Here is a 20,408-nt window from a genome sequence, read left to right as displayed (position 1 = left end):
CTGCGTCTATTCAGAAAGCCGCTAGCCACTCGCAACCCTTCCGGAGTTCCCTCATGAAAGTGCTTGAGCGCCTGTCATTCTCTGGCAAGTTTGTCTTGCTCGGCTTGCTAGCCGTGACCCTGATTGCCATTCCAACCAGCCTTTACGTACTGGGTGCGTACCAGCATAGCCGCCAGACAAATCTTGAGCTGCGCGGCATACGACCGGTGCAGGGGTTGCTCCAGCTCATTCACTTGACGCAGCAACATCGCGATTTGTCATCCGTCGTGCTGGGCGGCAACCAGACCTTCCACGAGGCTCGTCTGAACAAGCAGGCCGAGGTGGATCGCGCCTTCGACGCAACCGAGCGTGTGTTACAGGAGGCCGAGGTCGGCCCCGAGATCCTGGCTACCTGGCGGCAGACGCAACAACAATGGCGCGAGCTGGCCGACCAGGTTAGCCAGGCCACAGTCAAAGGTCCGCAGAGTCTGGCCTGGCATAGCCAGTTGATCGCAGCCTGCCTGCTGATTGAGGATGCGTTGCTCGATCACTTCGAACTGTCACTGGACCCGGTTTTAGGGACTGACGCGCTGATTGCGGGTGCCCTGATCGAATTGCCGAAAGCCAGCGAGTTGTTGGGTCAGTTGCGTGGTGCCGGTGGCCTGTATCTGGCACAGGGCCGGATCTTGCCCGAGCAACAAGGTGCGTTGCGTGGCCTGGCCACTCAGGCGCTGAGCAGCGTTGACAAGACGGCACGTGCCTTGACCAAGGCGAGTGCTGCCGAGCCGGAACTCAAGGCTCTGCTGGAAGCACCGCTAACGGCGCTAGGTCCGCAGATCCAGCAGGCGCTTGAACTCAGCAATGCGCGATTGGTATCGGTCGTCGAAATGGACCTGGATTTCGTGCCCAGCGCAAACTCCGCAGGGATTAACGAGCCTACCGATGCCTTGTACGCGCTTAAGCTCAATTACCCGGTTGGCGATTACCTGACTGCTTACAACAAACCGGTTGATGCCTTGTATGCCCTCGGCCAATCAGCGCTGACGGCGCTCGATGAGGCGCTGATGAAACGCCGCGACAGTGACCGGCAGAGACTCATCCTGATGTCTACAGGTTTGCTGGCACTGCTGTTAGCTGGCGGGACCTTGGCGACCTTGATCGTGCTGCGTCTGTTGAAACAGTTGGCGATTGCCATGGCGGCAGCCGAGCGTATCGCCAAGGGTGACCTGACCCAATCACTGGATATCGTTGGCATGGATGAGGCGGCGCGCCTGCTGCAGGCGCTTGAACGCATGCAGATGAACTTGCGCAGTACCGTCAGGCAGGTGTTGAGTTCTTCCGAGCGACTGGCCACGACCTCCGCTCAGTTGAGCGCCGTGACCGATGAGGCCACCCGTGGTGTGCAACGCCAGAGCGCTGAACTCGATCAGGCAGCCAGTGCGGTGACCCAAATGACTGGCGCGATTGAAGACGTGGCGCGCAATGCCGCCTGGGCCTCGGAGGTGTCCCAGGCAGCAGACCAGCGCTCGCGACAGGGGCAGGAGAGTGTCAGCCGTACCGTCGGTGCCATCGAATCATTGACCGAGGATATCGAGGATACCGCCGGAGCCCTGCAGGCCCTGGCAGGCCAGATAGGTGATATCGGCTCGGTGATGGATGTAATTCGCGGCGTTGCCGAGCAAACGAACCTGCTTGCCTTGAATGCGGCGATCGAGGCGGCTCGCGCGGGCGAAAGTGGACGGGGTTTCGCCGTAGTGGCGGACGAGGTCCGGGCGTTGGCGCAACGAACCCAGGAATCGACCAAACAGATCGAGACGATCATCGGCTCTGTGCAAAAAAGCAGCCACGGCACCTTGCGAGCCATGCAAAGCAGCAATGGTAAAACCCGGGAAACCCTGGAGGTCGCTCGTGCGGCAGGCGCGGCACTGAATGCCATCGTCGATGACATCGCTCAGATCAACGAACGCAATCTGTGTATTGCAAGTGCCACCGAAGAGCAATCCCATGTTGCCCGTGAGGTGGACCGCAACCTGCTCAATATCCGTGATGTTTCCCGACAGGCTTCGGCCGGGACCCATCAGAGCCAGGCCTCTAGCCGCGAACTCGCGGGCTTGGCCAGCGAGTTGAATAGCATGGTCAAGCATTTCATCGTCTGACCGAGTTAGTCGTGTCCGATCATCACAAACCAACGGTAGAGCCTGCTGTCGAATGCTGATTTTCAGCATTCGAAGGCTGCTGGGGCGGCGCTTTCAGCATCCTCGTCCGGGACGACCCAATAGACTGAAGGCTGTCTCGGAACAGGACTCGACACCATGCTCAAAAATCGCCTGAAAGACCCCAGCCTGCTGGTAGAACTCGCTTACATCGACGGTCAGTGGATCGGCGCCGACAACGCCGCCACCCTTGACGTCATCGACCCGGCCAGCGGCCAGTTGCTCGCTCGCGTACCTGCGATGCAAGGCAGCGAAACCCGACGCGCCATTGAAGCCGCCGACCGCGCCTGGCCGGCATGGCGCGCACGCCCGGCGGCAGAGCGCGCGGCGCTGCTGGAGCGCTGGTATCAGGCCATGATCGACAACCTCGACGACCTGGCGCTGATCATGACCTGCGAACAGGGCAAACCGCTGAATGAAGCCAAGGGCGAAATTCGCTACGGCGCCGGCTTCGTCAAATGGTTCGCCGAAGAAGCCCGACGGGTCTACGGCGAAACCATACCGGCACCCAGCGGCGACCGCCGCTTGCTCACGCTCAAGCAGCCGGTCGGGGTCTGCGCCGCGATCACCCCGTGGAACTTCCCCAACGCGATGATCACCCGTAAATGCGCACCAGCCCTGGCGGCGGGCTGCCCGGTCATTGTCAAACCCTCGGACCTGACCCCGCTGTCGGCGCTGGCTCTGGCAGTACTCGCCGAACGGGTCGGCATTCCGGTCGGGGTGTTCAACGTAGTGACCGGCATGCCCGCCGGCATCGGCGAAGAACTGACCGGCAACCCGACAGTGCGCAAAATCTCCTTCACCGGTTCCACCGCTGTCGGTCGACTGCTGATGCGCCAGAGCGCCGAACACATCAAGCGCTTGAGCCTGGAACTGGGCGGTAACGCGCCGTTCATTGTGTTCGACGACGCTGACCTTGAGCAGACAGTGGCCGGCATCATGCTCAGCAAGTTTCGCAACGCCGGGCAAACCTGCGTCTGCGCCAACCGGATTCTGGTGCAGGACGGAATCTACGAGCGCTTCGCCCAGCGTTTGGTGGAGGAGGTGGGCAAGCTCAAGGTCGGCAATGGCCTGGACGCCGATGTCACCATCGGCCCACTGATCAATGCCGCAGCGGTGAGCAAGGTCGCCCGACATATCGACGATGCCTTGAGCCAGGGAGCCCGTCTGCTCTGTGGTGGTATCCCCGAGGGTGACAGCCAGTTCGTCCAACCGACAGTGCTCGCTGAAGCCCATGCCGGGATGTTGCTGGCCAGCGAAGAAACCTTCGGCCCAGTTGCACCGCTGATGCGTTTTACCACTGAGGAAGAGGCGCTGGCCTTGGCAAATGCCACGCCGTATGGCTTGGGCGCCTATTTCTTCACCCAGGACTTGCGCCGTTCATGGCGGTTTGGCGAGGCGCTGGAGTTCGGCATGATTGGTCTCAACACCGGGCTCATTTCCATGGAAGTCGCCCCCTTCGGCGGTATCAAGCAATCGGGCCTGGGTCGCGAAGGCAGCAAGTACGGCCTGGATGAATACCTTGAAGTCAAAGCCTTCCACATCGGTGGGCTGTGATCCGGTCACCGTTGGAACAGATATTGAGGAGCCACGATTGATGAGCAAACCATTCAGAATCGCCGCGATTGCCGGCGATGGCATCGGCAAGGAAGTCTTGCCGGAAGGGCTGCGGGTACTGGAACAAGCCGCGAAGAAGTGGCAACTGGATTTGAGCATTGAGGTTCTCGACTGGGCGCATTGCGACTACTACCTGGAACACGGGCAGATGATGCCCGCCGACTGGTTCGAGCAACTCAAGGGCTTCGACGCGATTTACTTTGGCGCCGTGGGCTGGCCGGACAAAGTGCCGGATCACATTTCCCTGTGGGGTTCGCTGCTGAAGTTTCGCCGTGACTTCGACCAATACGTGAACATCCGCCCGGTGCGGCTGTTTCCCGGTGTGCCCTGTCCGCTGGCCGGGCGCGAAGCCGGGGACATCGATTTTGTGGTGATCCGGGAAAATACCGAAGGCGAGTATTCGTCGGTCGGCGGCAAGATGTTCGAAGGCACCGAACATGAGTTCGTGCTGCAAGAGTCGGTGTTTACCCGACGCGGCGTGGACCGGATTCTCAAGTTCGCCTTCGACCTGGCCCAGACCCGGCCGCGCAAACGCCTGACGGCGGCGACCAAGTCCAACGGCATTTCCATCAGCATGCCGTACTGGGACGAGCGCACTGCATTGATGGCTGCGAAGTACCCGGACGTCACCTGGGACAAGCAACACATCGACATTCTGTGCGCGCGTTTCGTGCTGCAACCGGACCGTTTCGATGTGGTGGTGGCGTCGAATTTGTTCGGCGACATTCTGTCCGACCTGGGACCGGCCTGCGCTGGAACCATCGGCATCGCGCCGTCGGCCAACCTCGATCCGGAGCGACGCTTCCCCTCCCTGTTCGAGCCGGTGCATGGCTCGGCGCCGGACATCTATGGGCAGAACATCGCCAACCCGATTGCGATGATCTGGTCCGGGGCCTTGATGCTGGATTTCCTCGGCAACGGTGATGAACGTTATCGCGCGGCGCATGACGGAATTCTACAGGCGATCGAACAGGTCATCGCCGAGGGGCCAATCACTCCCGATCTGGGAGGGCAGGGATCGACCCAGGATGTCGGCAGGGCAATCGCCGCGTTGCTTTGAGCCGAGGTAACAACTGGTCAGCAGGAAGCTTTATTCATTCTTGTGACTCACCCTTTTAGCCCGTTCACACTGCGGGCTTTTTTTTGTTTATCGCGCCCGTTTTTAACATCCCTTCCCTTGTAGCGAAGGGGGTAGCGGAGGGGATCAACGGAATGTGAAGGAAGCCTTTCATGCGGATGTTGCTGATGGTTTTACTGGGGTGTGCGTTGCACGCGAGGAGTTGGGCGAGCGACCCTATAGACGTGGTCATTCTTTGTGACGCGGGCTACCCGCCCTACAGCTACGCCGAGGGGGATGAGGCCAAGGGGCTTTAAGTTATGATTTGGTTAATCCCTTGTACTCTCCGGGTGATGGCATCTAGGTCTGCCGGACTTCACGTGTCCTTGGGCTCATCAGTGACGGACTTATCGTCGCCTATGGATTTGCGAAATCCTCTGATCGTTTCGCCGAGATCCGCCCCCAGACCTTTCAGGCGCCTGGTTCCGAACAGCATGATCACGATCAACAGGATGATCAGGAGCTTGCCGGTACTGAAGCCACCTATTCCCATTATCTGTGCTCCGTAGTAACTGATTGATCAGTTCGGTGGTGGGGCCGGCGAAGGAGAAATCCATCTGCCGGCGCTCACGCAGTTCGAGTTATTTGACGACGTAAAACTTGCGCACATAGGCGCTGCTCTTCCAGGCGCATGGGGCGCCTCGGGGTACGAACACCGTATCGCCAGTGTTGACCGTCAGATGGGCGCCGTCCGCCACCTGGAGGGTGACGCTGCCTTCAAGCAGGTGCATCAGTTCATGCAGCATGTGCGGCCTCGCTCTGCGGGTATAAGGCGTCGAGTCCCAGATGCCGATGCGCAAGTTGGTCGCTTCTTCGACGAACACATTGTGCGAGCGACATTGCGGTGCCGGGCTTAGCAGGATTTGTGCATCCGGCGCTGCCGAGGGAGAGAGCAGGGTTAGCGGGGGAAGTGCCGTGAGCCCGGGATTGCGCTCTTCAACGGGCTGGGTATCCGCACAGAATGCCCAGAGAGAGTCGGGTTGCGCTTCGATCTGCAGCGACGTACCGCGGGCGATCACGGCGCTGTCACCGGGATTTAACTGGAGCGTGCAATCCTGGCTCTGCAGGGTGACTTGTCCTGCGTGAACCACGATCGTTTCGCTGTAGGGATAGTCATCGACGTTGAATTGTCCGCTCGCCTGGACCACGCCGGCAGCAATGTCCTGCGGCCCGTTATAAGCAATGTGTCTGTCGAAAGGATCGTTGGCCCCCAACGAACCGGGGGTGAATTTTGTTGGGACGGGACTGCCATCGGCGTGTGCCAACAGCACTGCAGTGGGCTCTAGCATGAAGGTGTTTCTCCAGGAAAATGCATCGTGTAGCGTTGGATGTAACGGTGGGATTTGTCAGCCGATGGCCTGAGTCACCAGAGCAAACTGGTGCACTGCGCCGATAGCCTGCGGTGGGGTACCGCGAGCCATTTGTGCGACGGTGTCGACGTGCTTCAGCCCGGCCTCTTCCAGCCAAGGGGCGAGACCGCTGTCGGACGGTATATCCATGCGCACGAAGGCGCCTGGCACTTGGGCCAGCAACACCGCGATCAAGTGTTTGGCCTGCTCTGGGTTTTCTGCGATGACCGGGCCGATACAGCGACCACGGCCGAATGGGCGCAGCAGGGCGAAAGCGCGCAGCTGACCATCGCGCTCGATACCGACCGAGTGTTCGACAACATCGAACAGATCATTGAGCACGGCGTGTCTGTCCAGGCCGCTGCCGGCGTTGGCCAGTTCAATCTGCATGCTCCGATCGGCTTCGGTCAGCGGGCGGCAGCGTTCACCGGTTGCCAGGTCATTCGGTGCAGGAACCCGCGCGTGCCCCTGATGTTGTTGAATATGTCCAAAGTCAATGAACCCCTGGCTGGCATAAAGCGGGGCGCCGGCCAGCGTCGCATTGAGCATGGCGGTACGCGATCCGCACGCCTCAAGTGCCAGCTCCATCAGCTTGCGACCTATACCCTGGCCCTGGTACTCGTCACTGACGATCACCAGGCCGATCGTGGCGTAATGTCCCTGCGCACAGGTGAACGCGGTACCGATCAGGCGGCCTGCGTCTTCTACGACAAAACCCTGCGCGATGCGCTGCAGCATGGCCCAGTCTTCCAGGCGGTGGGGCCACTTCAACTGCACGGACAAGGCATGGGCCGACGCCATATCGGCCGAGGTCATGGGGCGATAGATATAGGCAGGGCGTTGCGAAATGGACATGGCAGGTCTCCATTGACAGGGAGCGTAATCGGTCGGATTTCTCCGCGGAAAGTATTGGTATCTCACCTGCGGCGAGGCCTGACAAGAGGCTCCAATTGATTCGGCAGATTCCGTCAGCGACGGCTCTGCAGACCACAGTTACTGCTCAAATGAGAAGCAGGATCGGCAGCAAATACTGGGTTGGGTTTCAGGGTGCAGGACAAGGCGAAAGGCACTCCTGATGGTGATATTGCTGAAAAAAAAGGCGCCCGGATGGGCGCCTCGAGGCAAAGGGAGCGAGGAGCAGGCCTTCAAGAAAGCCGGCCGGGTCCACGAGCAAAACCGGCCGGGAACAACCGTTACAGAATGCTCAGCGGGTACTCGATGATCAGACGGACTTCGTCGATATCGCTGTCGAAGGAGGTGGAGCGATGGGTGGCTTGGCGCAGGCGGAAGGACAAGTCCTTGGCGGTCCCTTCCTGGATCACGTATTTGGCTTCCAGGTCACGCTCCCACTCCTTCTGGTCGTCACCCACCTTGTTGGCATAGGCACCGTTCGGATCGGCTTTGGTGCCATCGATTTGATCACCTTTGACATAGCGGGCCATGAAGCTCAGCCCCGGTATGCCGAACGTAGCCATGTTCAGGTCATAACGAGCCTGGATGGAGCGCTCGTTGGGGGCGTTGAAGTCGGAGTACTGAACCGAGTTGGCCAGCCAGATCGAGTCCACACCGATGTAGTCGAAATACTCGTCGCCATCGATCTTCTGGTAGGCCAGGGTGAGCTTGTGAGCGCCGATGGACCAGGCCGCCTTGGCCGACCAGCTCGTGGTGTCCAGTTTGCCGGCTCGCGCTTCCCCTTGGTCCTTGGTCTTATAGGCCGTCAAACCAAAATTCAGCGACTGCTTGTCAGCCAGGGGAATCGTATAGGAGGCGCTGGCGAAGTGCTGACGCCAGACATTGACGGCCTCACTGGTGTACGCCTTCAGACTGAGGTTGTCGTTGATTTTATAGGTGCCGCCGATGAAGTCGACGCTGTCGGCTTCGGTCCCACCGTATGTGGTGAACAGCCCATCATCAGAGTTGGTCGAATTGCGATTGTTGAATGCGGTGAAGTGGCCTCCCTCGAAGGATAAGGCATCGAACTCGTTGCTCGTCAGCTGAAAGCCGGTAGCGGTTTCCGGCAGCAAACGGTTGTCGCCGGTGGCGAATACCGGCGCGGTCGGGCGTTGTTCGCCGTACTTCAGCACGGTGGAGGAAATGCGCATCTTCACTGCGCCGCCGATCTCGCCATAGGCGTCTGGCACGTCGGCATCTGCCGTGCGGTTGTTGCTGATCGGCAACAGGCCGTTGCCAGCCCGGCCACGGCCGGTGTCCAGCTTGACCCCGCCGTAGGCGAAGGCATCGGTGCCAAAGCCAATGGTGCCCTGGGTGAAACCGGAGGCGAAGTTGAGCATGGCACCCTGTGCCCACTCCTCGCGATAGCCGTTGCGCTCGCTGGACGGCTTGGAGCCGTTGATCCCCTGGCTATTGCTGCCGCCATTGCGGAAGTCGCGGTTCATATAGAAATTACGGTTGAGCAGCCCGAGGCTGCTGTCTTCGATGAAGCCGTTGGCTTGCTGTTGCTGACCCGCTATTGCCAGTTGCGCGGTGGCGGCAATGACAGCCAGGGAGAGAGAGCTTTGTTTTGCGAAGTTCATCGCTTACCCCATTTGATCTTATTAGTATTCGTTGCCTGCACGGCAGGCAACGCGCTTACGGCAGCTCAAGTGAAACTCTGCGAAGCAAACCGGAAGAAAACACCGCCGGGCTGCACACAGCGGTGGCTGTATCGCAGCTATGGCGAGGCCTGACAATGGGCTGCAATCAATTCGGTAGATTGCATAAGTTGCGACTTCATAGGCCGCAGTTATTGCTCAAACGGGGGGTAAGGTCAGCAGCAACTATCGACTGCTTTTTCCGGGAAAGAGGGACCCGCAGAAGCCCGAAACGGGATGAAAAACAGGTCTGTTTTGCAAAACGCCAGATTTGCCTGTTTGCGAAGTAACAAATCTGGCCGGGCGCTTGTTTCTGTCGAGTTGACAGCCGCTGGTTAGTAATTTCGCTTGCGGTCAACTTGGCCAAGCATTGACTCACCGCGTTGATGCCGGCGGATATTCTCCAGCAATACGCCAAACGCGCTTTCTGGCTGGGTCATCGCAGCGATATGCGGTGTCAGCAATATCTGCGGATGTTGCCAGAAGGGATGATCCGGCGCTGCCGGCTCCTGTTCCAGTACGTCGAGCACCGCCGCGCTGAGCTGGCCGCTGGCCAGGGCTTCAAGCAGATCCTCTTCTACCAGATGCCCACCCCGGCCCATGTTGACCAAGGCAGCGCCTTTGGGCAGGTGCTGGAACAACTGACGGCTGAGAATCCCTTTAGTCTGTTCGGTCAATGGCAGGACACAAAGCACGATGTCGCACTGGCCGAGGAAGGCCGGCAGTTGCTCGGCACCCGCAAAGCAGTCGACTCCGGCAATGTGATGTTCGCTGCGCGCCCAGCCCGACAAGGCAAAGCCAAAGGGCTGCAACGTGGCCAGAATCTGTTGAGCCTGCGTGCCGAGCCCCATCACGCCCACCCGACGTTTGGCTGCCGGTTGCAGCAGGTGAGCCTGCCAGCACCGGGCCATTTGTTGCTGGCGATAACGGAGCATGTCCCGGTGCAGGGTCAGTACCGCAAAACTGGCGTATTCGCACATGCCCCGGGTGATGCTCGGGTCGAGTAAACGAACCACTGGCAGGGTCGTGGGCAAACGGTCAAGGTCAAGCTGATCGACCCCGGCCGACAAGGTGAACAATACCTGCAGGTTTGGCAACAAGGTGTCGAGATCGTCCGGTGCCTGCCAGGCCGCCAGGTAGCGAATATCCTGCGGATCGCCGATGTCTGGCCAGGCACGCCATTCGATATCTGGAGCATGCTCGGCGAATAGGCGCTTCCAGTGTTCGCCGCGCACCGGGTCAGCTTTATAGAGCAGGGCCATGGGTCATTTCTCGCATTAAATAGGGAGCATCCAGCATGCCCGAGTGACAAAGCAGGATATGTCGAAAGACTCTGCGTAAACACATGACGCTGCGTTGTAGGGGGCGCATATCGGCAGATTCCATGGGGCTGGCCACCGCTGAAGGATTCTGCTGTTTACCGGGGTGAAAACAGTCGATCCGAATTTCTCAGAGGCCAAGTTCGGCTTAGACAATTGTGTCGAAAGCTTAACCTGTGAAGCACATCGCAGCCGCTTTCCGGTTGCCAGGCCCACTATGAGAGATGCCAATGAACAGTAAAGTCGAAGAAACCCCGAGTTTGCTCCGTCAACGCGATCAATTCGTGCCACGGGGTTTGGTCACCGCACACCCGCTGGTTATCGATCGTGCCCAGGGTTCCGAGGTGTGGGACGTGGATGGGGCGCGTTACTTGGATTTCGTCGGCGGCATCGGCGTGTTGAACATCGGTCACAATCACCCGAAAGTGGTCGCGGCGGTGCAAGCCCAACTGCAAAAGGTCAGCCATGCGTGCTTCCAGGTAGTGGCCTACAAACCCTATCTCGACCTGGTCCAGCGTTTGTGCGAGTTGGTCGGTGGTCGCGAAGCCTATAAGGCGGCGCTGTTTACCTCCGGCGCAGAGGCTGTGGAGAACGCGGTGAAGATCGCCCGCGCGCATACCAATCGCCCAGCGGTCATCTCCTTTCGCGGCGGTTTCCATGGACGCACGTTGCTCGGCACGACCTTGACCGGCATGAGCCAACCCTACAAACAGAACTTCGGGCCCTTTGCTCCTGAGGTCTTTCATACCCCGTACCCTAACGCCTATCGCGGTTTCACCAGCGAGATGGCCCTGCAAGCCTTGAACGAATTGCTGGCGACCCAAGTCCCTGCGGACCGAGTCGCAGCGATCATCATCGAGCCGGTGCAGGGCGATGGCGGCTTCCTTTCCGCGCCGCCGGAGTTTCTCCAGGCACTGCGGGCTCTGACCGAACAACATGGCATCGTGCTCATTCTCGATGAAATTCAGACCGGCTTCGGCCGCACCGGCAAATGGTTCGGTTTCCAGCACGCAGGCATTCAGCCGGACCTGGTCACCGTCGCCAAGAGCCTGGCCGGTGGTTTGCCGATATCGGGCGTGGTGGGGCGTGCACACATCATGGATGCGCCATTACCCGGCGGTCTTGGCGGTACTTATGGTGGTAATGCCCTGGCTTGCGCCGCGGCGTTGGCGGTGATCGAAACCTACGAACAAGAGCAGTTACTCGCGCGCGGTGAAGTATTGGGCGAGCGGTTGCGTCAGGGCCTGCTGCGCTTGCAGGCACGTCACCCTCGGATTGGTGACGTACGGGGCACCGGCTTCATGTTGGCGATCGAACTGATCAAAGACGATGAGGCCCGCACCCCCGATGCCGAGCTCACCCAGCAACTGATCGATCAGGCCAGGGTTGGCGGGCTGTTGGTGATCAAATGCGGCGTGTACCGCAATGTGCTGCGCTTCCTTGCGCCTCTGGTCACCGAAGAGGATCAGATCGACGAAGCGCTGACGATTCTTGAGGCAGCTTTATTACGCGTGTTGAATTAATCTCAGGCTTCGGTTGGCGCAACGTAGCACTGCGCCAACCGGGGCATTTGGAACGCATGGATTGATGAAATGCATCATGGGAGGCAACACACCATGTTCCTGACTGATTATCGTGCACTGCTGATCGATTGCGACGAAGTCCTTGTCGATCGGGACTCCGGTATCTGGACGGCCCTGCAACCGTTGCTCGAAAACCATCCGGGCGTGCTGGGCAGGGAAGAGGTATTGGCTGCGTTTGACGAGGCGGTGCGCACGCTCTATCCACGTTTTTCCGAGCTGGGTTTCAGTGGCTTATTGTGCTTCGCCCATCGTCAGTTGGCAGAGCGTTATGGGCTCAAGGCCAGTTGGGAGGAGGGGATGAGTTTCGCCCGATCGGTGGGCAATTGGACGCTGTTCGAGGATGCGCCCGGAGCCATGTTGTATCTGCGCAAATTCTATCGGCTGCTGGTGTGCTGCGATCGTGATGCCGAGGATCGCGAACAGCTCTGTGAGCGATTGGGGATTACGCCCGAAGACTTGCTTTCCCGAGTCAGCAAGCCACTGGAGGACAGCGTCTGGCTGCAGGACAATAACCTGCAAGCCAAAGATATCCTGCAGGTCTCCAGGCCTCCTGCCGAGCCGCCAAAATCGGCTGGTTTGTGCCTGATTTGTCGTGGCCATGGCAACGATACCCAGCAATGTCCCGCGGATTTTTGCATCAATAGCATGGCCGACTTGGTCGCTCAGCATCAGCTATCTTTGCGACGCTGACTTTGCTAAAACCACTGTATAACTGAATGGCAATCAAGAGGTACACGATGGAAGGTTTAATCAAACTAGACCGAATTGATATCAGTATCCTGGTTGAACTTCAAAAAGACGGCCGAATGACTAACGTCAGCTTGGCCGATGCGGTGGGTCTGTCGTCCAGCCCATGTTTGCAACGGGTCAAGCGGCTCGAGTCGGCCGGGTATATTTCCGGATATAGAGCCCATCTCAATCTTGCCAAGATCACCGACTCGGTCACGGTATTCACCGAGATCACGCTCAGCGACCACAAGCGGGAGGACTTCGCCAAGTTCGAGTCCAATATCCGTTTGGTCGATGAGGTACTCGAGTGCCACTTGATCAGCGGTGGTTACGATTACCTGGTGCGTTTCATGACCTGCAGCATCCAGCATTATCAGGAAGTGATTGAAGGCCTGCTGGACAAGAACATCGGTATATCCAAGTACTTCAGTTACATCGTCATCAAGTCGCCGGTCCTCAAAGATGGGGTTCCGCTGCGTCGGCTATTGCGTCACTAATGCCCGGCCATGAGCCGCAATTAATTTTGCACTTGCCCCTGTTTTACAGAGATAAAACGTATCAGCAGCGAATGGGAATTGATATTATTCGTCATCAATTCTCGCCGAGCCCGTGATGTGCCCGGCATCTTCTCAAGGCTGTCTGTCGATGCGTCGAACTCTCGTTTCTCTGTGTGTGATCCAAGCCATTTCCCAGACCACCTGGGCTGACCAGGCACCGACTGATCCTGCGTCAATAGAGTTACAAGCGATCGATATCAACGGCACATTCGAAGAGCCGGCCCAGGGCCCGGTACAGGGGTATCGAGCGACCCGTTCGGCCAGTGCGACGCGCACCGACACTCCGATTCATGAAACCCCACAATCCATCAGCGTGGTCACCCGGGATGTCGTGGAAGACCTCGGCGCCACTCGCCTGCAGGACGCTCTCGATTACGCGGGTGGCGTGGGTCGCGCGAACAACTTCGGCGGCCAGGGCCTGACCACTTTCACCGTGCGAGGCTTTACCACCGGTGAGTTCTACCGCAACGGTTTCCCGATCAACCGCGGTTATCCGAACATGCCCGATGCCAACACCATCGAGCGCCTGGAGGTCCTGCGCGGGCCAGCCACCATGCTCTATGGCCGTGGCGACCCGGGTGGCACCTTCAACGTGGTGTCCAAACAACCTCTGCCCGAGCGCACGGTCACGTTAGGCAGTCAGCTCAACGATCAGGGCATGCGTCGCGGAACGCTGGATGCCTCAGGCCCGCTGGATGATGAAGGGCGACTGGCCTATCGGCTGAACGTGATAGGCGAGGGTGGCGACACCTTCCGTGATCACGTCGAAAACGAGCGTTACGGTGTGGCGCCGGTCCTCGGTTGGCAGGTCAACGACACTACCCGTATCACCTTTGAAGGCGATTTCATGCGCAACAACGCGCCGCTCGATCGGGGCGTGACTCGCTATCGCAATCAGATTGGCGTCGCATCGCGGGATACTTTTTTCGGTGAAAAGGATATCGGCAAGCTGCACAACGACAACAACATGGCGCAACTGCGTTTCGAACATTTCCTCAACGACAACTGGACCTTGGGTGGCGGCACGCAATTTCTCGACGGCAGTCTGCAAGGCAATGCCATCGAAGCCAACGGTGTCGCTGCCGACGGCCGAACGCTGGGGCGCAACTTCAACTATCGCAAACTGGAATGGCGTGACCTTGATGTGCAGTTGAACCTGACCGGACATTTTTCCATCGGTGGCTTCGACCACACGTTGCTCACGGGCATCGAGTATGAGGATTACGATTACAAATCGATCATCCGTCGCTCCAGTGGGGCGGTGAGTGCCTACCCCATCGACATTTTCAGTCCGGTCTACGGCCAGCCGCGTCCGGCGTTGACTCGCACCACCACCCATGATCAGGAAAACCTCAAGACCTATGCTGCTTTCGTGCAAGATCAGGTGGCGCTGACCGAGCGCTTGAAAGTCTTGGCAGGCGTACGTTTTGAACGCTTCGAACATGATTACGACAACAACCTCGTCAACGGTGTGAGCTGGACCAACAGCGACAATGCTGTCACCCCGCGCCTGGGGCTGATCTACGACTTGACCTCGACCGTGGCGATCTATGCCGATACGGCACGGTCCTTCAAGCCCAACAGCGGTGCCAGTCGAACGGGCGGTGGCTTCAAACCTGAAGAAGGCAAATCCTATGAGGTGGGTGTCAAGTGGCAGGCCTTCGATCGTCAGTTGAGCGTGGATGCCGCGGTGTATCAGATCGAAAAACGCAACGTCCTGACGACAGACCCGGTGGACTCGACCTTCAGCGTTGCGGCGGGTGAAGTTCGTAGCCGTGGCTTTGATCTGAATGTGGCCGGCAACCTCACGCCAGAGTGGCGCATGATCGGTGGCTACGCCTATGTAGATGCCGAAGTCACCCAGGACAACGTGCTGAAGTCAGGCACCCGCCTGGTGAACATTCCGCGCAACAGTTTCAGCCTGCTGAACGTCTACGAGTTTCAGGACGGTGGCCTCAAAGGACTGGGCCTGGGGCTGGGAGCCAAGTATGTCGACGAGCGCGCCGGCCAGACCGCGGCCAATGCCTTTTCCATGGATAGCTACGAGGTGTTCGACCTGCTCGGCTTTTACAAAGTCGACGAACACCTGCGGCTTAACCTTGACCTGAAGAATGTGTTCGACAGCCACTATGATGAAGGCGCCTTTGGCAACGTTTACGCCTATCCGGGCGCGCCGAGAACCGTGCAGGTGGGAGTTTCATACACCTTGTAGGGAGGAGTTTTCTGGGCCATGGCTGGGGACATCCTTTTTCAGGATGTCCCCAGAGGTGATGGAATAAAGCAGGCTTTTGACGGATGACAGTGAACTTTAACAAGACACTTAACCTTGTAAGTCAGGGCCTGAGAGGGCGATTTGGCGTCCCTCTTCAGAGACTGTCCGGATCGCCGAAGAACATTTTGACCGGGCTCTAGGACGGTGTTTTAGGGTCATAAAAAACTAATGATGCCCCCAGTTTTGCCCCCACTCGCAAAGCGGCTGCAACAGCACCCGCCGCCGAATAGGTAAGAAAATCTCGTCTGTCCATCCAACTTTCCTTTCGCGACTGAGGGTTCACAGGCTCATCGAAGCCGGTCTTCATACTAGAAACTAGAACAACGAGGGTTGGCCGGGTGACCCTAATGCGCCATATCTTTTGCACAATCCTGCCGATGCACTTGTGCTGGTCACGCACTCTCAGCAGACTCGAACATTCCGTAAATAGGGGGGCATGTGATGACGAGCGGTTCCTTCTCGCAGTTCGGTTTCGGCCATGTGCATTCCCTGACCTTGAGCGAACCCGCTCAGCCCAACGAACGCCTCCAGGTACTCAGACGGCTTATCGAAAAAGTCACCCAGCAGATTGGTTTGAACGAGGTCTGCATAACATCGATTCCAGGCCTGACCTTTTATCGAATGGCCGAGCTAGGTACACCCACGTACTGCATTTATGAGCCTTGTGTAGCCATCATTCTTCAGGGTGCGAAGGAGATCACGTTCGGTGAGCAAGCCTGTGAGTTCGGGCAGGGGGCGTTTATACCCACATTGGCTCGCGTTACCGCGGCTAACGAGCAAACCCCTTATCTATCAGTTGTGTTGAAGCTCGATCTTGCCATGCTCAATGAGGTGATCCAGACCTTGGAACCACCAAGGCAGGAAATGGCTTCTGAAGCACGAGGCTTCGCATCTGGTGCGGCGTCGAGTGAGATGCTCGACGCGTTCACCCGACTCTCCACGCTGATCGAACGGCCGCTTGAGGCAGGTTTGATGTCGAACCTTATCAAGCGGGAGATATGCGTTCGGCTGCTGCTCAGTGGCGCAGGCCAGTGGCTGCGCAGCGTCACTCGCGATGGTTACCGAGACAAGGGCATCGTGAGAGCCATTGAATGGTTGAAACATCATTACGACAAACCGCTGCACGTGGCCGATCTCGCCGAACGATCGGGCATGGCCAGCTCTACTCTGCATCACAATTTTCGCAAGCTGACAGGCACCAGCCCCGTTCAATATCAAAAGTCGTTACGGCTGCAAGCCGCGCGCAGCCTGATGTTGACCGATAGGGTCGATGTGAACACGGCCGCCTTGCGGGTAGGCTATGAAAGTGTCGCTCAATTCAGTCGCGAATATGCCCGGCGTTTCGGAGCCCCACCCTCGAGAGACATCAAGCACGCACGGGAGAATGGTGGACGGCTCGACTAATTAAGCGACCCAATCACCTCAATCCAGACAGAGACCGGCGCAAGTCGCAATTGTTAGCTGTCTAGGTGTCGATTCAGCTCGGCGGCTCGAATCATTCAGACGTCGGCGTAAGCGTCAAAAGCGTACCTCCTTGCCGAGCTGAAGCGTAGGCGGCGTCCATGACCTGCATGATGGCCTCGGCGTCGCGCAATGAGGCAATTGGCTTGGCGCCGTTACGACATTCAGTAAGCACTTGCTTGACGAACAGTGGGTAATAGACGTCTGTATCCAGTTGCAGTCGGCGGCTTCGAGTGCCGGCGGCAAGGTTCTGTCGATCCCTTATTTCGATTCGGTCGGGACCGGATTTGGCATATATGCGATCAGATGAGAGGGTGAAGGAGAACTCGCGCTGCTCGTCGGCGGTACTGGGGAAACTGTATCCCGTTTCCACAACACCGATCACGCCATCCTCAGTCTGCAGGGTCAATAACGAATAGTCTTCGACGGCACCCCGATGCGTGAGCGAATTCATGACGGCTGAGACTCGCGAGACCTCCTTACCGGTCAGCAGTCTGAAGAGATCGATAAAATGCGTCGCCACGTTGATCGTCGATCCGCCTCCTGAAAAAACGGGATCGATGGCCCAGCCTGAGCCTGCCGTTTCATAACGAGCGGGCGGACCTACGATGAAACGGAAAGACATGTAGTTGAAGTCAGTGGCCAAGTGTCCCTCAGTGTCTTGCAGCGCGCTAAGCAGTTCACTCATGCGGAAGATCAACGGCACAGCACAGTAGAGATTGGCTTGCTCGGCCAGCTCACGCAGTCGTGTGACCTGCGCCATGTTGATGCCGCAGGGCTTTTCCAGGGCAAAAGGGATGTTTCGTGCGATCACGGCCTCTGCCAGCGACGGCATTTGCGAATGCCTGCCGAACACGAAAGCAAAATCGACCGCCTCGCGCTCAAGCAATTCATAGGAGGAGCTATACAAAGGGCATTTGAATCGCTCGGCAATGGCCGTGCCCTTCACGTGCTCTGAATCCGACACGGCCACCACTTGGACCCCATGGGTCTCAAGCGCATTCAGATACAGTGGGACATGCCAATGGCTGACTTCCAGTAACGCAACTTTCATATGTACTCACTCCTAGCGCGGTGCTGTTACGTTGTCGGGGTGGTAATCGAACCCAAGGAAGCGCAGTGCAAGCAGCGCCTGACCTTTGTGCATGGGACCCCCGTCCTGGGTACGACAACCTCGTTTACGCGCAGCATCGCAAAGCGGTGTCGAGTCCGGCGAGTTGATGATATCCACGACGAGGGTGCCGGGCTGGAGCCGGTCGGGGTCCACAGGCATAGGATCATTTTTGCTCATGCCAAGCGGCGTGGCATTGATCACGATTTCATAGTCATGTGGATCCGGTGGGCCGGACTGCGTGATGCAACCTGTTTCGGCAGCAACTGATTTCGCCAGTTCCTCGGCTCGGTGTTCGTCGACATCGGAGATAGTGAGGGATCGGGCGCCCGCCGACGCGACGGCAAATGCGATCGCTCTGCCTGCGCCTCCAGCGCCGACCAAAAGAACGTTTTTGTTCGCTGGATAGTAGCCTTCCCATTGCATGCCAAGCACACAGCCGAGGCCATCGAATACAGCGCCGACCCAGCGTCCGTCTGTCTCGCAACGAATGACGTTGATTGCGCCGACTTGACGCGCAGTCGGATGAAGTTCGTCGACAACATCCAGCATCCTTTGCTTGTGAGGCATGGTGACCAGGATGCCAGCGAGATTGTTCAGTGCCCTGGCACCCGTCACGAACGAGGGCAGGTCATCGGCCTTGACCTCCAATGGAACACAAACCGCGTCTGCCTGCTGTTCTATAAAGAGTCGGTTGAATAATTGCGGAGACTTGGCAGCCACCAGCGGATGGCCGACCAATCCATAAAGCCGAGTTGTTCCTGTGATATGTGGGGCCATGGTTGCCTGATATTTGATGTTGACGGGAAGAGGCGTCCTGGCGGCTTCTTGGGTCATGCACAACGTCGATGGCTATGCATTGGCAAGTGCCGACCGCATAATGCTGCTCTGCTTTGCCCGTCGGGCCTGTGTGGGTCGCGAAAACCTAATGGTCGCACCAGTGTGATCGTCGAAAGTCGTTATGAGTGCAGTTGGCTAGCCAGATCCTTCGGTGCATCTGTCTGAGCTGTGCCCTGCATCGCGTCGGCCCGCATACGATCGTATTCTTCTTTGGCAATAGGCACTGCGTTGCGCTTGCCGAGATCTTCAAGGCGAATCCGGTATGTTTCACGTGTAGTGAACGCCGCGATCGCAGCGATAACACAGATACCTAATGTAAGAGAACCGATTTTTAGTGGGATATTCTCGGAGCCGGGGGGCGCAACAGTGACGAAGATTGCCGGGAGAAACGCAGTCATCGCGGTCCCTATGTTCTGTCCGATGGCCATGCCGGTCACACGCACCCGCGTACGGAACAATTCGGGAAAGAGACTTGGGAATACGCCGTTGAAGCCCTGGTAGGCGACGCCCCACATGAGTACAGAGAGGACCAGCGAAAGCCACAGGTTGTGGATGCTAATAGCGTACAGATACGCGTACGAGAGCAGTCCAGCGCAGAGAACGCCAATAATGACTGGGGGCCTGCGGCCGATTTTGTCTGAGAGGTTACCGACCAAGGGGATCAGGATCACCGCACACATGTTACCCAGCAGAGGAATCCACAAATAGACACCTGCAGGGAAACCGATTCCATAGGCCGGTTGAACCGCATAGGTAGCGCCGAATACCGAGGCGACAATGGCGATCACCGCAGCTAGTGCCATGCAGATCACACGCAAGAGATCACCCCAGCTCTGCCGGATGACTTCGACAACTGGCAGAACAGTAGCTTCTTCGCCTTGCTTTTTTTGTTTGGCAAATACAGGTGTCTCGTCGACCTGGCGGCGAATGATATATCCCATGATGACGACTACAACGCTGAGCAGGAACGGAATCCGCCAGCCCCAGGATGCGAACTGATCCGCAGGCATAAAGTGAGCGAGAGGCAAGAAAACTGCTGCCGCGAGCAGCTGCCCGGCCTGAACCCCTTGGAGAGTAAAGCTCGCGAAGTAACCACGGCGACCGGACGGGGCGTGTTCGAGAATCATGGAGCTGGCGCAGGAGATCTCCCCGGCCACCGCAAAACCCTGAATCAGGCGCAACATCACAAGCAGCGCCGGCGCCCAGATCCCGATCTGCTGGTACGTTGGCAGAAGTCCGATACACATCGTCGAGAAGCCCATCAGGAACATGCAGTAAACCAGAACCGTTTTACGGCCGTGGCGATCACCCAAATGCCCCAGGACGACAGCGCCTATCGGTCGAGCAATATAGCCCACACCAAAGCTGGCCAGAGAGGCAATGATGCCGACCGCTGGGTTATCAGACGGAAAAAAGAGCTGTGGAAACAGCAAGGCCGCCGCGGTCGCATAGATAAAGAAGTCGTAATACTCCAGTGCCGAGCCGATCCAACCGCTGGCTGCGGCTTTCTTTGACTGGCTTTTGGAATGAGCGTCGATCGGTATGCTCTGCTTCATAACGTGTCTCCGGTTTCTCAATTGTTGTTATTGTAACTACGTTCCATCAGTAATTCTGTTACTGAGATTACCGCCCTGTCAAGGGAAGTCGTTCCTTGGTCGATCAAGGGGGAC

At 58.1% G+C, this 20,408-nt stretch carries 17 protein-coding genes; 8 read left to right on the top strand and 9 right to left on the bottom strand.

Annotated features, from left to right (window positions below; all coding sequences use genetic code 11):
- The first annotated feature begins 53 nt into the window (after positions 1-53).
- The 3 genes from PSH65_RS16735 to PSH65_RS16725 all read left to right on the top strand — a co-directional run bounded on the left by PSH65_RS16735 (position 54) and on the right by PSH65_RS16725 (position 4,869).
- Positions 54-2,135, top strand: a complete 2,082-nt coding sequence (locus PSH65_RS16735; protein ID WP_305421360.1) for a methyl-accepting chemotaxis protein — start codon at positions 54-56, stop codon at positions 2,133-2,135.
- A gap of 156 nt (positions 2,136-2,291) precedes the next feature.
- The gene (locus PSH65_RS16730; RefSeq protein ID WP_305421359.1) at positions 2,292-3,749 is read left to right on the top strand and encodes an NAD-dependent succinate-semialdehyde dehydrogenase; all 1,458 of its coding nucleotides are present in this window, start codon (positions 2,292-2,294) and stop codon (positions 3,747-3,749) included.
- Positions 3,750-3,789: 40 nt separating this feature from the next.
- Positions 3,790-4,869, top strand: coding sequence for a tartrate dehydrogenase (locus PSH65_RS16725; RefSeq protein WP_305421358.1), 1,080 nt, complete (start codon positions 3,790-3,792; stop codon positions 4,867-4,869).
- A 373-nt stretch (positions 4,870-5,242) separates the two neighbouring features.
- Here PSH65_RS16725 and tatA read toward each other — a convergent pair whose 3' ends face one another.
- The 5 genes from tatA to PSH65_RS16700 all read right to left on the bottom strand — a co-directional run bounded on the left by tatA (position 5,243) and on the right by PSH65_RS16700 (position 10,128).
- A complete protein-coding gene (gene tatA, locus PSH65_RS16720) occupies positions 5,243-5,419 on the bottom strand; it encodes a twin-arginine translocase TatA/TatE family subunit (protein ID WP_305421357.1) in 177 nt (58 codons plus the stop codon).
- 88 nt (positions 5,420-5,507) lie between these two features.
- Positions 5,508-6,215 (bottom strand): cupin domain-containing protein, encoded by a 708-nt coding sequence (locus tag PSH65_RS16715; protein WP_305421356.1) that lies wholly within the window; start codon positions 6,213-6,215, stop codon positions 5,508-5,510.
- Between the two features lie 57 nt (positions 6,216-6,272).
- Positions 6,273-7,130 (bottom strand): GNAT family N-acetyltransferase, encoded by an 858-nt coding sequence (locus PSH65_RS16710; RefSeq protein WP_305421355.1) that lies wholly within the window; start codon positions 7,128-7,130, stop codon positions 6,273-6,275.
- A gap of 338 nt (positions 7,131-7,468) precedes the next feature.
- Positions 7,469-8,809 carry an OprD family porin gene (locus PSH65_RS16705; RefSeq protein ID WP_305421354.1) on the bottom strand — a complete coding sequence of 447 codons (1,341 nt, stop codon included), beginning with the start codon at positions 8,807-8,809 and terminating at the stop codon, positions 7,469-7,471.
- Between the two features lie 392 nt (positions 8,810-9,201).
- Positions 9,202-10,128, bottom strand: coding sequence for a glyoxylate/hydroxypyruvate reductase A (locus tag PSH65_RS16700; RefSeq protein WP_305421353.1), 927 nt, complete (start codon positions 10,126-10,128; stop codon positions 9,202-9,204).
- Between the two features lie 287 nt (positions 10,129-10,415).
- Here PSH65_RS16700 and gabT point away from each other — a divergent pair, with 287 nt between their 5' ends.
- The 4 genes from gabT (at position 10,416) to PSH65_RS16680 (ending at position 15,266) form a co-directional block, all read left to right on the top strand.
- Positions 10,416-11,708 carry a 4-aminobutyrate--2-oxoglutarate transaminase gene (gabT, locus tag PSH65_RS16695; protein ID WP_305421352.1) on the top strand — a complete coding sequence of 431 codons (1,293 nt, stop codon included), beginning with the start codon at positions 10,416-10,418 and terminating at the stop codon, positions 11,706-11,708.
- A 93-nt stretch (positions 11,709-11,801) separates the two neighbouring features.
- On the top strand, positions 11,802-12,458 hold the full coding sequence (locus tag PSH65_RS16690) for an HAD family hydrolase (protein ID WP_305421351.1): 657 nt from the start codon (positions 11,802-11,804) through the stop codon (positions 12,456-12,458).
- A gap of 47 nt (positions 12,459-12,505) precedes the next feature.
- Positions 12,506-12,994, top strand: coding sequence for an Lrp/AsnC family transcriptional regulator (locus tag PSH65_RS16685; protein WP_008146530.1), 489 nt, complete (start codon positions 12,506-12,508; stop codon positions 12,992-12,994).
- Between the two features lie 148 nt (positions 12,995-13,142).
- Positions 13,143-15,266, top strand: a complete 2,124-nt coding sequence (locus tag PSH65_RS16680) for a TonB-dependent siderophore receptor (RefSeq protein WP_305421350.1) — start codon at positions 13,143-13,145, stop codon at positions 15,264-15,266.
- Positions 15,267-15,462: 196 nt separating this feature from the next.
- Here the strand turns inward: PSH65_RS16680 and PSH65_RS31845 are convergent, their stop codons facing one another.
- Positions 15,463-15,579, bottom strand: a complete 117-nt coding sequence (locus PSH65_RS31845) for a twin-arginine translocation signal domain-containing protein (RefSeq protein ID WP_370694648.1) — start codon at positions 15,577-15,579, stop codon at positions 15,463-15,465.
- A 188-nt stretch (positions 15,580-15,767) separates the two neighbouring features.
- Between PSH65_RS31845 and PSH65_RS16675 the strand changes: the two genes are divergently transcribed.
- Positions 15,768-16,730, top strand: coding sequence for an AraC family transcriptional regulator (locus tag PSH65_RS16675; RefSeq protein ID WP_305421349.1), 963 nt, complete (start codon positions 15,768-15,770; stop codon positions 16,728-16,730).
- 91 nt (positions 16,731-16,821) lie between these two features.
- Here PSH65_RS16675 and PSH65_RS16670 read toward each other — a convergent pair whose 3' ends face one another.
- From PSH65_RS16670 to PSH65_RS16660, 3 genes are all read right to left on the bottom strand, one after another.
- Positions 16,822-17,841 (bottom strand): Gfo/Idh/MocA family protein, encoded by a 1,020-nt coding sequence (locus PSH65_RS16670; protein WP_305421348.1) that lies wholly within the window; start codon positions 17,839-17,841, stop codon positions 16,822-16,824.
- A 12-nt stretch (positions 17,842-17,853) separates the two neighbouring features.
- Entirely contained in the window at positions 17,854-18,735 is an 882-nt protein-coding gene (locus tag PSH65_RS16665) for a shikimate dehydrogenase (RefSeq protein ID WP_305421347.1), read from the bottom strand.
- Between the two features lie 122 nt (positions 18,736-18,857).
- On the bottom strand, positions 18,858-20,294 hold the full coding sequence (locus PSH65_RS16660) for an MFS transporter (protein ID WP_305421346.1): 1,437 nt from the start codon (positions 20,292-20,294) through the stop codon (positions 18,858-18,860).
- Between the last annotated feature and the right edge of the window lie 114 nt (positions 20,295-20,408).

Source organism: Pseudomonas sp. FP603, from assembly GCF_030687415.1.
In the GTDB taxonomy this organism is placed as follows: Bacteria; Pseudomonadota; Gammaproteobacteria; order Pseudomonadales; family Pseudomonadaceae; genus Aquipseudomonas; species Aquipseudomonas wuhanensis.
Note: the sequence above shows the minus strand (reverse complement) of the source record. Positions and strands in the feature narration are given on the sequence as shown.